The sequence below is a fragment of the Pseudoflavitalea sp. G-6-1-2 genome, assembly GCF_012927185.1.
Classification (GTDB): domain Bacteria; phylum Bacteroidota; class Bacteroidia; order Chitinophagales; family Chitinophagaceae; genus Pseudobacter.
Map to the genome: position 1 here is coordinate 1,860,557 of NZ_JABBGB010000002.1, position 12,851 is coordinate 1,873,407.

Genomic DNA, 12,851 nt, shown 5'->3' on the forward strand with positions numbered 1-12,851 from the left:
TTTATGCTATTTCATCTATAGAAACGCAATGCTGAATTTTACATCCTCAATTAAAATTCATGGCTATGTTATTCGAACCTTATAAACTTGAACAGTTACAACTGAACAATAGAATAGTAATGCCACCGATGACCAGAGCGAGGTCCGCAGTGGGTGAAGTGGCAACAGAACTGATGGCTGAGTATTACGCACAGCGCGCTTCAGCGGGACTCATCATCTCAGAAGGCACGCAGATCAGCCGCCAGGGTCAGGGTTATGCCTGGACGCCCGGCATCTACACACCCGAACAGATCAAAGGCTGGAAAACAGTAACCGACGCCGTTCACAAAGCAGGCGGAAAAATGTTTGCTCAGCTCTGGCATGTAGGCAGAATCTCACACACATCACTTCAGGAAAACGGAGAAGCGCCGGTTGCTCCATCCGCCATTCTCGCCAAAGGCGTGAAAGTATATGTGCCCAAACAAAACGCAGATGCCCAATCCGGACAAGGAGAAATGGTGCAGCACTCCATGCCCCGCGAATTGACCATTCCCGAAATACAGCAGATCATTCAGACCTATGCACAAGCCGCGAAGAATGCCATTGCTGCGGGCTTCGATGGTGTTGAACTGCATGCCGCCAATGGCTATCTGCTGGAACAGTTCACAGATTCACAGACCAATCTTCGTACAGATGAGTATGGAGGAACTTTGGAAAAACGCCTTCGCTTTCTGAAAGAAGTAACCACTGCCGTGTCCGAAGCCATCGGAAGCCACAGAGTAGGTGTACGGCAGGCTCCGCTGACCACGCAGATGGGCGCAGTGGACGATAACCCCGAAGAAACCTATATCGCAGCGGCCCGCATGCTGAATGAAATTGGTGTTGCATACATCCACATCGCAGAAGCAGATTGGGAAGATGCGCCTGTAATGGCTCCTGCATTCAAAGAAGCTTATCGCGAAGCATTCAAGGGAACGCTCATTTATTCAGGGAAGTATTCGCGCGAACGTGCACACGAAGCGCTGAAGAACGGATGGGCCGACCTCATCGGATTTGGACGGCCATTCATTGCAAACCCCGATCTGCCCTACCGCCTGGAGAATGGGCTGCCATTGAATGCCCCCATCATTGAAAAATTTTTCGGTGCCGGCCCGGAAGGATATACAGATTATCCCACCTACCACGGCAGCAAGATGGCCGTATAAACTTACTGCTGTGAAATCAGCAGGTGTGCATTCATAACTCGTGCCGGAGGGATTCGATACTCTCCGGCATTATTTTTTTGTATATCTTTATTGCCAAGGAAATGGTGTCTTCCTATTTAACCGTTCTTCCCGGAACTGATGGCGCCTACAAATACTACATGGCGTTTACAGCCATCACTAAAACATTTGTAGGATGATCAAACAACTGAAACAACAATTCGAACAGATTGCCATCGCTCAGCGCCTCTTAAAATGGACAATCCTCACAATTCCCGTTTCATTGGTAGTGGGTTCGCTTGTAGCCTTTTTTCTCTGGCTTCTCGATGAGGTTACTGCATTGCGCTGGCTCAACGGATGGTTGCTTTACCTGTTGCCAATTGCGGGGATCCTCATCTATTTTCTATACAAATTTGCAGGCAAAAATGCCGAAGCCGGCAACAACCTTATCATGGACGAAATTCATGAACCCGGCGGAGGTGTTCCTGCGCGCATGACGCCGCTGGTGCTGGCTACAACCATCATCACTCATTTATTCGGAGGCTCTGCAGGCCGCGAAGGAACTGCCGTTCAGATGGGAGGAAGCATGGCAGCGCTCTTCAGCAGATTGATAAGACTGAATACTGAAGACACCCGTATTCTGCTCATGTGCGGCATTGCTGCAGGCTTCGGCGCAGTGTTCGGCACACCGGTAACAGGTGCTGTTTTCGCACTGGAAGTACTTGCTATCGGAAAGATCAATCACAAAGCGTTGATGCCTTGTTTCATTGCCAGTGTGCTGGCCGATTTCACCTGCACCATGTATGGCATTCAGCATACGAAATATCAGATCATCAATTCAGATATCATCACCGGCTTTTCATTTCTGCATTTCAAATATGAATTACTCATTCACGCAATATTAGCTGGTGTTTGTTTTGGTCTTGCAGGATATATGTTCTCCGAACTCACCCACTCAATTAAGAATTACAGTAACAAGCTTATCAAAACCAAATGGCTGATTCCTGCGATAGGAGGATTGATCATTATCGGACTGACATTCGCACTCGGCACAGGAGATTATCTTGGTCTCGGCGTTACCAATCCTCATGAAGGAGGCGTATCTATCGTATCGTCATTTCAACGGGGTGGTGCTGGTTATTTCAGCTGGTTCTGGAAATTATTATTCACTGCCATCACAATAGGCATGGGATTCAAAGGCGGAGAAGTAACGCCGCTGTTCTTCATCGGAGCGGCTTTGGGAAATGCCATTGCAATGGTTTCAGGGACTCCTGCAGATCTGATGGCCGGACTTGGTTTCATCGCAGTATTTGCTGCTGCTACCAATACTCCGATAGCCTGTACCATCATGGGTGTTGAGCTGTTCGGTGGGGAGCATATTTTGTATTATGCCGTCGCCTGCTTCACTGCATATTATTTCAGTGGACATACGGGCATATATCTGTCGCAGCGTGTGGGCTTTTCAAAGATTCAGTCAGGAGATCCGGATACGAATAAAACGCTCCGGCAGATACGCGATCAGCGCAGGAAGTTTTTATAGCACTGAAATCGGCATTATTGTTTCAGTGAGAAACCTTCGTTGTTAAATGTATATTTCATCAGATCGAGACCTGTGGCCCTTAATGTGAGGGATTGCATGCTGTTTCTGATATTGTTCAGTACTGCTGCATTGTTTTCATTAGCCTGATTCTGTACAGCAATTCTGAAGATCATGGAGATATAAGCCAGCGTTTCTCCCATTTCCTGTTTCTGATCGCTGCTCAGAGCTGTCACTGCCTTGTTGCCGCTCATTGTTTGTGCCATCTGTTTCCTGAACAAACTGATCCCTTGTGTATATTGAGCAGCATCATTTCCTGTAGCAATCTGCCATGCGATAATGGTGTATGCTGCGAATACATCCGACAGGTTATGGCTGTTGTAACCAAAGTCGGCCAACAGTTTATCGAACTGCGTCAGTAATGCAGCATTTTCAAGTACGCTGGCATGTTTTTCCTGTTTGGCTTTATCGCCTTTTGCCGCAATGCCTGCAATGAGCTGAAGTACTTTCTTATGCACTTCAGGAGAAGAAGTAAAATTGAGCGTAGCATTGTTTGTTGCAGAGGTTGTCGGGTTCTTCTTTTCCGCAGCAACCGGTTTGTTTTTGGCTACAGATTTTTCGATGGCGGCTTTCGTAGTGAGAAACATAGCGTTGTCAAATGCGCCCTGATACATCAATCCCGGATTTCCTATCTGTGCACCGGCTCCGGAGCAGGCTGAAATAACAATCAGTACAGACGCAATCAAACGTTGATACAGCATAGTATTTTTCATGGTAACAGGTTTTATTGATGAATGATTTCGCTATTTCTGATTTACAAATTCCGGTCCAAACAGATATTACTTCGCCGGATTGTATCCACACTGCAAGGCTATCCGCTGAATAAACTGCCGGAACAGGCAATGCTGAACAACTGTTTAAGCATAAACCATCAAACAAAAGGCCCGAGTCCGGTAGCATTCCGGCTCAGGCCTTAATATTTGTTAATTGTTTCTTACAGGGTTCTCAATCGTTCTTCTTCAAGGTCTATCAGAAACAAGTGATGCCTCACTACTTCATCACTGGTCAGCGGATCTTTATTTATTTCCAGCAGAAACCTGCGTTGAACTTCCAGCAGTTCCAGGAAAACCAATTTCGTTTTTTCATTGATCAGTTCATCATTGGCGGCTTTGCTCTTTTCGTCCCAGAGCATCAGCATGCGCTGCATGCCTTCATGATCCTGAAATTCGTTCTCATATTTGTTTTTCAAAAAGAGGCGTGTGTGCTCACGAAGTCCCTCCTTTACTTTCAGTTTGGTATCTTCTTCCGGTATCTGAGGGATGCTATCGAATATTTTAGTGCGCGTAATGAGGTATGGCAATGTAAGTCCCTGTACCAGCAGCGTCAGCAGAATTACAATAAAAGTGATGAAGAGTATCAGGTTGCGTTGCGGAAATGCTTGTCCGTTTACCATAACCGGAATGGAAAGTGCTGCAGCAAGTGATACCACGCCGCGCATACCCGTCCAGCCAAGCAGCAATGGTGTAAGAAACCTGCTTCGCCTGATAGTTGCGCGGGGCGCAACCTGTGGCCGGAATATAAGTGTAGCGATCAATGCCGCATACGCACTGATTATCCGCGCAAGGATCAGTACACCGGTAACCAGCACTCCATAACCAATGGCCGTTTTGAGCGGAATATTTTCCGACCGCAATCCACTCACAATTTCAGGGAGATCGAGGCCGATGATAAAGAACACGATGCCATTCAATACAAATACAAAACTCTCCCACACACTGGCGCCTCTGATTCTGCTGGTGCTGTTGAGGTAGCTCATTCTGCGATTGGCCATGTACAATCCACCGCACACTACTGCCAGCACACCCGAACTGTGCACCTGCTCCGCCACCCAGTAAAAAATATATGGTTCGAGAATGGAGAAGACAATATCAGATGGAGCATCTGTAGGCAATCGTTTATGGGCCTGCACAAAGAACCAGGCGAGTGCAATGCCGATGCCTGCACCGCCGATCACCATCCACAGAAAATCGACAGCGGCCTGTTGCCAGATGAACTGTCCGGTTCCTACAGCCACCAATGCAAAGCGGAAAATGATCAGTGAGGAAGCATCGTTCAGCAGACTTTCTCCTTCGAGAATGGCTGAAGTAGCTCTGGGGATCTTTACAAACTTCGTGATCGCACCTGTGCTCACGGCATCCGGCGGAGACACGATGCCGCCGATCAGAAAACCTAATGCCAGTGAAAATCCGGGAATGAAATGATTGGTGACCACGGCTACCGACAAGGCCGTGAAGAACACTACCAGAAATGCAAAGCTGGTAATGATGCGATACCATTTCTTCATCTCCTTGAATGAAATGGACCAGGCCGCTTCGAACAGCAATGGCGGAAGGAAGATGAAGAAGATGAGATCAGGATCGATCTTCACTACCGGCAATCCGGGTATGAAACTGATCAGAAGCCCTGCCGTTACCAGCAGGATAGGATAAGCAATTTTGAGTTTGCTTGCCCACATTTCAAGCAACACAATGGCCAGTATCATGGCCAGCAGAAAAGGCAGAATGCTGTGCATGGATGTTTCGGGTTTGCCGAAACAATATAGAAATTATTTCTCATTCAAGAATCGTTGCGGGCAACAATGCGCCCGCAACGATGTACTGACTTACATGATAAAATATTTCTTTTTGCCGGCTTCTTCCTGTTGTTCAGGCAGTTCCTGATCCTGCAGCATCTGCCGGAGATTCTTTTCGATATTCCTTGCGATGGTGGTCATGGGAGTATCGGTGGGTTTGTTCTCGAAAGGATCCTGCAGGTGAATCGCCATTTTCTCGATCAGCAGAAAACAGGCTGAAACAGCCATCACCACTGGTATTTCAAAGAATCCGAAATACTCGATCAGACTGAAGGGAAGCAGGCAGATGAACAACAACAAAGAGAAATGGATGTACAAACTGTACGTGGCAGGGAACACCGTGTTCTTGATTCGTTCACACTTGCCCATGCTGTCGCAGAGGCGTGTGAGCGTGCGATCCATTTCCACCTGCTGGTATCTGTTGATCCATCCTTCTTCCTGCGCTTCGCGGAGATTGCGTCCGTGCATTTCGAGCAAGGCCGCCGGCACGTGATCGTAATGCGAAATGAACTGCTGCTCTTTTGCGCTGAGGTAAGCATTCAATCCTTTTGCAGCGGAGAGATTGCGCAGCGATTGCCCAAGGCTGTAGTTCCAGGCGATCTGTCTTCTGATCATCCGCTCGCGGAATTGCTGCACCTGATCTCCGGGATACAGCACGTCTGTATAAGTGAGTACCTGTCTCGCAAGCGTGCGCGAGTCGTTCACGATGGCGCCCCACACATGCCTTGCTTCCCACCAGCGATCGTATGCCTGATTGCTCCTGAAACCAAGCAGCAGTGAAATTACGGTACCCAATATTGCAGGCACTGCAATCGGAATGCTGATGGGAGCAAACTCTACGTATTTATGAAAGATCGCAATGGCAGTAGTGTAGATCAGGATAAATATCAGTTCATTGCGGATCTTTCCGAAGATGTACCGCAGTGGAATATTGTTTTTTAACAGCATAGATTTCGTTTTCGGTGTGTTCATTCTCTGTCTTCACTTGCTTGCTCACAGGTGGTTTTGCTGCCGGCGCCTGTTCTTTTTGCTGCACAGGAGCTGTAAATGTTTTCAGCAACCGAACGCCGGACTTTCTGAACATGGCAGCAGGGTTTACACTCTGCGGATGCACAGGCGTAAATGTCCAATGATCGGGGAACACAATCAGGTCGATCTCATTGGCATCTATAAAATTGTGGAAAACCGCTGTGGTATTGCCATACAGATGACGGAGCAATATGCCCTGAATGGATTTCGGATACTGATCTTTGAGGCGTTTGCAGCCGTTGCGGAAGGCATCTGTAACAATATCTCTGTAGGGTGGCTTCGCATTGCTGCTGCCCATATCACTGTCGAAGTAAGGAATCTCGAAAGCATGAAAGAGAATGATGTTCAATTGCTGCTGCGGAAAACTCTGAACGGTTTTCTCCACCAGTTCCAGCGATGCCAGCGAGTAATCTGTGGGAATCAATACATTTCTCATTTTGTACACTTTGAATTCAGTAATCAATTAATGAATGCAAAGTTGTACTGCCGGCATTAGGCGCGTTTAAGACGCACTTAAAAGAACCATAAGAATGTAATTAGAATCTGATAAGAGAAATTAGAATATGGTAAGAGTTGAACTTTATGTGTACTGATCTGTATTGTCCGCCGCTGGCAATGTGATGATCACGATAGTGCCTCTTCCCTCTTCCGAACGAACATCTATCCGTCCGCTGTGGAGGCGGATGATGGCCTGCGTTAAAGGCAATCCTACCCCATACCCTTCGTAGTTGCTGGTATTGGATGCTCTGAAGAAAGGCTCATAAATATACTTCAGCTCATCTGCGGGAATGCCGATGCCTTCATCCGTGATGGCCACCTGCACTTTCTTTCCGGAGGCCTCCACACTGAGCTTCACTATTCTGTTGTTGGAATATTTGCAGGCGTTCATCGCCACATTGGTGAGCGCCAGTTTCAGCAGGTTTACATTGCCATGAACAACCATTCTGTTTTCATCGGCAGGCAGCGAAGTGAAATCGAGCTGAAGCTGATTGAGCGGATCGATCTCATCGATGGACTCTTTTACCGTGAATGCCATTTCATCCATGCGCAACATTTCCCAGCTTTGCTTTTTGCCATCGAAGCCGGATTTGGCAAGATTCAGCAGGCTGCTGGTAAGCTTATGCAGCTTGCCCGCTTCGCGCGAAATGATCTGCAATGCGTTCCTGTATTCTTCCTGAGAGCGGGCTTTGGAGAGCGCGATATCCGCTTCGCCGATGATGGCGGTAAGGGGTGTTCGCAATTCATGCGAAGCATTGCTCACGAAATTATTCTGCGTTTCAAAAGAGGTCTGCAGGCGGTCGAGCATATTGTTGAATGTACCGGCCAGCTCGGCCAGCTCATCTTTACCGCCCTTGTCTTCGAGCCTCAGGTGCATGTTATGCGCGCTGATATTGTTTACCCTGTTGATGATATCCCGAACGGGTTCGAATGTTTTTCGTGAGAAGAAAATACTGATGGAGAACACCGCCACTACCGAGAAAATAAACGCAATGGCTTTTGTATTGAGCAGATTTCGCAGCAGATCTTCTCCGTGTTTGTTAACAGCTGATTTGATGATCACGTATTTACCGCCTCTCGGATTATTGAAGATGATGCCTGCATAATGCACGTTCTTTTCCTGTGCAAAAATGGTTTGACCGTGATTGCCGACCACATCTTCGATGAACGACATATTCAACGGAAACCCTTGTGCTTTCAGCGTTTGAGCGTTCACACTGTCTGCTCTGAAAACGTATTCCTTTTCCTGCGGAAGTACTTCGAGGTATTGCTGTTTCAATTCGCTGAATGCGTCTGCGGAGCTGGGATCCTGCTCGAAAAGAATGCGGGATGAAATGGCAGCCCGCAGCTCCAGCCTCTTCTGAAAATCGTTGAAAGCAAAACGGCTGGTAAAATAATACACACTCATGCTGATGGCCAGAATGAGAGCGGCAGTTACAGCAGTAAATAAAAGAGCGGTCTTCAGCTGGATCCTCATAGTGCTACCCTTTGATGATATAGCCCATGCCAGTTACGGTATGGATGAGTTTGGAAGAATTGTTACGGTCGATTTTTTTGCGGAGATAATTCACATATACATCCACCACGTTGGTACCCATGTTGAAGTTGATGCTCCATACATTTTCCAGCAGCTCGATGCGGGATAACACACGGCCTTTATTGCGCAGCATAAATTCGAGCAACCTGAATTCAGTGGCGGTGAGGCTTATCTCGCTGCCACTGAGGTGAACCGATTTGGCGGCAGTATTCAGCGCCAGCTCTCCGGCCTGCAACAGATCGGAAGCCTTGATGGTATTGCCATTGCGGCGGGCGAGATTTCGCAGCCGGGCTTCGAGTTCAGGAAATTTGAAAGGCTTGGTCATGTAATCATCAGCGCCGTTATCGAGACCTGTTACGATGTTCTCGGTGGAGTCGAGTGCAGTGAGCATCAAAATTGGTGTTGATACTTCATTGCGCCGGAGTTTTTTACAGAGCTCCAGCCCGTTGATGCCGGGCAACATGATATCGAGTATGATGATGTCGAAGTGATTGTTGAGCGCCATTTCCAATCCGATATGGCCATCAGGCGCCACCGTAACGGAATAGCCCGATTCGCTCAATCCTTTATTGATCATTACAGCTACAGCTGCTTCATCTTCAATTAGCAGGGTTCTCACGATAGTTGATTATCCGGCAAAAATATAGGATGAAGTTATTGGAGACTCTTAACGATTTGTGTAACTGGGGAAGAGAACAGCAGATTAAAACAATTTTAATGTCGCATAGCGAGGAAGTACAAAAACACGAGGAACCCTACGGCAGCTGTAACAAGGAAAGCTGCCTGCGACCCGAACTGAAACCATATCCATCCGGCCAGCGCACTGGCCAGCATGGTACAGATGCTCTGAAACGCAGTATAGGTGCCGATTGCAGTGGCAGTATCTGATCTGCTGGCTATGTTGCTGACCCAGGCTTTGGAAATGCCTTCCGTTGCCGCTGCATACATGCCATAGAGCAGAAACAAAAACCCATACCAGGCTATACTTCCTTTTACAGCCATACCTGCATACACTATTACGAAGAGGAGCAATCCTGCTACAAATATTTTTTTCAGCCCCATACGATCTGCAAGCATGCCCAACGGAAAAGCAGCGATGGCAAAAATGAGGTTGTAGAAAATATATACGCCGATGGTGGCTGTATCGTTGAGACCGGCTTCCTTTACTTTCAACAGCAGAAATACATCGGAGCTGTTGACAAGTGTGAACACCAGCAAGCCTGCCACCAGCCTTCTGTATGCGACCGGACTCTTTTTCCAATATTTCAGAAAATTCAGCAACCCGGGACTGCTGGTGTTTTTCTTTGGAGCATTTTTTTTGTCTTTCAGATAAAAGCTGAGCAGTATTGCCAGCATGCCGGGAATAAAAGCCCAGAGAAATAATTGTTTATAACTACCGGGATAGAAATGCAGAAAGAGCAATGCCAGTGCGGGTCCCATCACAGCGCCCAATGTATCCATAGAACGATGAAATCCGAAAACGCGTCCTTTTGTTTCCGGAGTGGATTCATCCGAAAGCATGGCATCACGGGCGCCGGTTCTGATGCCTTTACCGAGCCGGTCGATGGTTCGCGCAAAGAAGATCCAAACGGGATAGATCATCATCGCCATCATTGGTTTGGAAATGGCACTCATGAGATAGCCCAATCGTACAAATGGAGCACGGGTTCCCTTGTGATCGGAGAGATTTCCGAAATAACCTTTGCTTAAACCGGCAGTGGCTTCTGCCACGCCTTCGAGAATACCGATGAGCAGAATGGAAAACCCGATACTTTTCAGATAGATGGGCATTACCGGATAGAGCATCTCACTGGCCACATCGGTGAGCAGGCTGATGAAAGAAAGTATCCAGACAGTTTTAGTCAAGTACTTCATCCGGTATGTTTTGCGTATGCTTAAAGATAACAACTTAAAACAAAATGCCCGCCGATGCAATGCAGCGGCGGGCGGGATAGGTTATGGTTAAGGTTGGGAAACTATTTGCTCTTCCACATTCTCAGGTTATCATAGAGATAAGTTGAATGCGGAGTAAAATCGAGTTTATCTATGCGAAGGCCGATTTTATCTAGCGTTTCAACAGGACCGGCATTCATGGTGGCTACATGAACATCGTTGATATAGAAGAGAATTTTTGCGTCGGCGAGTGAGATTTTGAGTTTGTTCTGTTCGCCGATATTGCCTTTGATTGCAGCGGAATTGGTCCAGGTGATCAGATTTGATTCTACATCATTCAACCTCTGAAGTACTCTGAATGCTTTGTCTCCGATCTGAAAGCTGAGGTAGTTTTTGGTGTTTACAAACCAGAAGGTCAAACCTGCTTTGTCATATTCATGTCCTGCTGTTTTCTTTTGAATTACTTCAACGTTCTGTTTATCGCCTTTCTGAAAATAGGTTTTGGTAGCCCATGCGCCCGTTACATACGTATCTGCAATGGCGATGTCAGCTGAGTACCAGCCATCTTTAATGGAATAAGTAACTGGACCTTTAACTGCAGTGGCCCATACCTCACTGTTGGTTCCATCGAATTTTTCGTTGACGAGGATAGTTCCTTCCGGGAGTGGTTCTTCTTTGGGTTCGTCTTTAGATTTGGAGCAGGCAGCGGAGCTCATAAAAATTGCAGCCAGCATCACTGCGGCGATGCCGCGCATTCTCATGTGTGGTTGGATCATGATTTCAAATTGAGTATTGATGTAATGGTTAATAGTGCGGGGGAATTGACAAACATTATGCCAATGGATTGATATATGTCATTATTCTTTCAATGATCCCCAAACACCTGAACTGTGTTGCAACAATGTACATATGAAAAAACCTGCAATGGGTGTAACCCGGTGATTGGTGTTGTGTGTGGAGAAGCGAGGGTTGATGATTAACCGAAAAGCAAAAGAACCTCCACAGGGGAAGTTCTTTTTTGCCAGAAGCCCATCATGCTTCTTATGCGCAAGCGATCATTGCAACGATCTTTTGGTGATTGTTCCTTTGTTAATTTCCTGCCGTTTTTACTTTTGATGATGCAAGCAGCAGCCCCGCTGCACTGGCTACTGCTGCTGCCATGAAGGCTGCACGGAATCCGGCATTGAGCGCTACCACATCCATTGTATCAGTTCCTGTCTGAGATTTTGTTACCGTTGCAGCGATCACTGCGATAATGGCCAGGCCAAGTGCCGATCCTATCTGATAACTCGTGTTCACGATGCCCGATGCCAGCCCTGTTTCCTCCGGCTTCGCTCCCGACATTGCCGCCATGGTTCCCGGAATATACGCGAGCGACATACCCAGCGCACCCAGCAAAGAGCCTGGCAATACGTGAACTAAAAAGGACCCACCTACCGGCGCAAAACTGAACAGTATCAGCGATGCAGTGAGAAACAACATGCCGGTGATGAGTAATTTCCTGTATCCGTAACGGCCAACGAGTTTGCCTGTAACACCTACCATTACTATCATGATGGTGATGGTCATAGGCAACAATGCCAGCCCACTGTAAAATGCATTCAGTTTCAGAATCTGCTGCAGATACAAATTCAGGAAGAACCAGAGCGGAATCCATGCAGCTGCCATCAGCGCCATCGAAATATTTCCTGCGGCCAGATTGAACACTTTAAAGATCGACAAAGGCAACAGCGGAAACGCACTCCTCTTCTGCGTTTGCACAAACAACACGAACAGCAGGATGGATAAAGCAATCAATCCGATGGTTTGAACAGAAATCCATCCCACAGATTCAGCTGCCACGATCGAATACACCAATATCATCAGTGAAGCTGTTACCAGTAATGATCCGAGCCAATCGATCTTTCCCCGTACGCGTTGACTTGCCTGCAAATATTTTGGACTCATAGCGAGTACGATCAATCCTACGGGTATGTTGATGTAAAACACCCATGCCCAGTTCAGCCACTCGGTGATCACGCCACCGAGGAATACACCTGCCGATCCACCGGCAGCCGCAGCCGCTCCCCAGAATCCGAAAGCCTTGCCTAATTCTTTGGGGTCGGTGAAAGTTGTCATCAGCAAGGTCATGGATGCAGGGGCGATCAGCGCAGAACCCAGTCCCTGCAAGCCTCTCGCGACATTAAGTGCTTCAGGGCTCCATGCTGCGCCTGCCATCAGTGAGGCAGCAGACAGGATCACAAAACCCCACATGAATATTTTTCTCGGACCGAAGAGATCAGCTAATCTGCCTCCCAGCAGCAGTATGCTTCCGAACAGGATCACATATGCATTGAAGATCCACTGCAAACCGCTTTGAGTATATCCGAGATCAGTTTTGATAGCAGGCAATGCTACGCCGATGATACTCGTATCCATGATCACCATGAACTGTGCAGTGCAGAGCAAAGCGAGCGCTATCCATCGCTTCTCATACATTGGTGTTGAATTGACTATTGTTGTTTCCATGTTGTGTTATTTAAATCAAAAGTAATCTCGGATGAA

At 47.3% G+C, this 12,851-nt stretch carries 11 protein-coding genes and 1 riboswitch; of the genes, 2 read left to right on the forward strand and 9 right to left on the reverse strand.

Annotation, left to right across the window (positions count from 1 at the left end):
* Positions 1 to 59: 59 nt before the first annotated feature.
* Both HHL16_RS17010 and HHL16_RS17015 read left to right on the forward strand, forming a co-directional pair.
* Positions 60 to 1,184, forward strand: a complete 1,125-nt coding sequence (locus HHL16_RS17010; RefSeq protein ID WP_240966211.1) for an alkene reductase — start codon at positions 60 to 62, stop codon at positions 1,182 to 1,184.
* An 88-nt stretch (positions 1,185 to 1,272) separates the two neighbouring features.
* A riboswitch (Fluoride riboswitch) is annotated at positions 1,273 to 1,339 on the forward strand.
* Positions 1,340 to 1,377: 38 nt separating this feature from the next.
* The gene (locus tag HHL16_RS17015) at positions 1,378 to 2,721 is read left to right on the forward strand and encodes a voltage-gated chloride channel family protein (RefSeq protein ID WP_169426374.1); all 1,344 of its coding nucleotides are present in this window, start codon (positions 1,378 to 1,380) and stop codon (positions 2,719 to 2,721) included.
* Between the two features lie 14 nt (positions 2,722 to 2,735).
* Here HHL16_RS17015 and HHL16_RS17020 read toward each other — a convergent pair whose 3' ends face one another.
* The 9 genes from HHL16_RS17020 to HHL16_RS17060 all read right to left on the reverse strand — a co-directional run bounded on the left by HHL16_RS17020 (position 2,736) and on the right by HHL16_RS17060 (position 12,815).
* Positions 2,736 to 3,491 carry a DUF6683 family protein gene (locus HHL16_RS17020; protein WP_169426375.1) on the reverse strand — a complete coding sequence of 252 codons (756 nt, stop codon included), beginning with the start codon at positions 3,489 to 3,491 and terminating at the stop codon, positions 2,736 to 2,738.
* Positions 3,492 to 3,712: 221 nt separating this feature from the next.
* Positions 3,713 to 5,290, reverse strand: coding sequence for a Na+/H+ antiporter (locus HHL16_RS17025; RefSeq protein ID WP_169426376.1), 1,578 nt, complete (start codon positions 5,288 to 5,290; stop codon positions 3,713 to 3,715).
* A 90-nt stretch (positions 5,291 to 5,380) separates the two neighbouring features.
* A complete protein-coding gene (locus HHL16_RS17030) occupies positions 5,381 to 6,298 on the reverse strand; it encodes a bestrophin family ion channel (RefSeq protein ID WP_169426377.1) in 918 nt (305 codons plus the stop codon).
* Positions 6,243 to 6,815: a hypothetical protein gene (locus HHL16_RS17035; protein ID WP_169426378.1), complete on the reverse strand. Its 573-nt coding sequence runs from the start codon at positions 6,813 to 6,815 to the stop codon at positions 6,243 to 6,245. Before HHL16_RS17035 ends, HHL16_RS17030 begins: the two co-directional genes overlap by 56 nt.
* Before the next feature lie 144 nt (positions 6,816 to 6,959).
* A complete protein-coding gene (locus tag HHL16_RS17040) occupies positions 6,960 to 8,354 on the reverse strand; it encodes a HAMP domain-containing sensor histidine kinase (protein WP_169426379.1) in 1,395 nt (464 codons plus the stop codon).
* Between the two features lie 4 nt (positions 8,355 to 8,358).
* The gene (locus HHL16_RS17045) at positions 8,359 to 9,033 is read right to left on the reverse strand and encodes a response regulator transcription factor (protein ID WP_169426380.1); all 675 of its coding nucleotides are present in this window, start codon (positions 9,031 to 9,033) and stop codon (positions 8,359 to 8,361) included.
* 95 nt (positions 9,034 to 9,128) lie between these two features.
* A complete protein-coding gene (locus HHL16_RS17050; RefSeq protein ID WP_169426381.1) occupies positions 9,129 to 10,289 on the reverse strand; it encodes an MFS transporter in 1,161 nt (386 codons plus the stop codon).
* A gap of 101 nt (positions 10,290 to 10,390) precedes the next feature.
* Positions 10,391 to 11,083, reverse strand: a complete 693-nt coding sequence (locus HHL16_RS17055) for a hypothetical protein (protein ID WP_169426382.1) — start codon at positions 11,081 to 11,083, stop codon at positions 10,391 to 10,393.
* 313 nt (positions 11,084 to 11,396) lie between these two features.
* Complete coding sequence (locus tag HHL16_RS17060; protein ID WP_169426383.1) at positions 11,397 to 12,815, reverse strand: MFS transporter; 1,419 nt, start codon at positions 12,813 to 12,815, stop codon at positions 11,397 to 11,399.
* Positions 12,816 to 12,851: the final 36 nt, after the last annotated feature.

Bases quoted from the DNA above. Each gene is read 5' to 3' on its own strand.
- HHL16_RS17010 (WP_240966211.1), top strand. From the start codon at position 60: ATGGCTATGTTATTCGAACCTTATAAACTTGAACAGTTACAACTGAAC.
- HHL16_RS17015 (WP_169426374.1), top strand. From the start codon at position 1,378: ATGATCAAACAACTGAAACAACAATTCGAACAGATTGCCATCGCTCAG.
- HHL16_RS17020 (WP_169426375.1), bottom strand. From the start codon at position 3,491: ATGAAAAATACTATGCTGTATCAACGTTTGATTGCGTCTGTACTGATT.
- HHL16_RS17025 (WP_169426376.1), bottom strand. From the start codon at position 5,290: ATGCACAGCATTCTGCCTTTTCTGCTGGCCATGATACTGGCCATTGTG.
- HHL16_RS17030 (WP_169426377.1), bottom strand. From the start codon at position 6,298: ATGCTGTTAAAAAACAATATTCCACTGCGGTACATCTTCGGAAAGATC.
- HHL16_RS17035 (WP_169426378.1), bottom strand. From the start codon at position 6,815: ATGAGAAATGTATTGATTCCCACAGATTACTCGCTGGCATCGCTGGAA.
- HHL16_RS17040 (WP_169426379.1), bottom strand. From the start codon at position 8,354: ATGAGGATCCAGCTGAAGACCGCTCTTTTATTTACTGCTGTAACTGCC.
- HHL16_RS17050 (WP_169426381.1), bottom strand. From the start codon at position 10,289: ATGAAGTACTTGACTAAAACTGTCTGGATACTTTCTTTCATCAGCCTG.
- HHL16_RS17055 (WP_169426382.1), bottom strand. From the start codon at position 11,083: ATGATCCAACCACACATGAGAATGCGCGGCATCGCCGCAGTGATGCTG.
- HHL16_RS17060 (WP_169426383.1), bottom strand. From the start codon at position 12,815: ATGGAAACAACAATAGTCAATTCAACACCAATGTATGAGAAGCGATGG.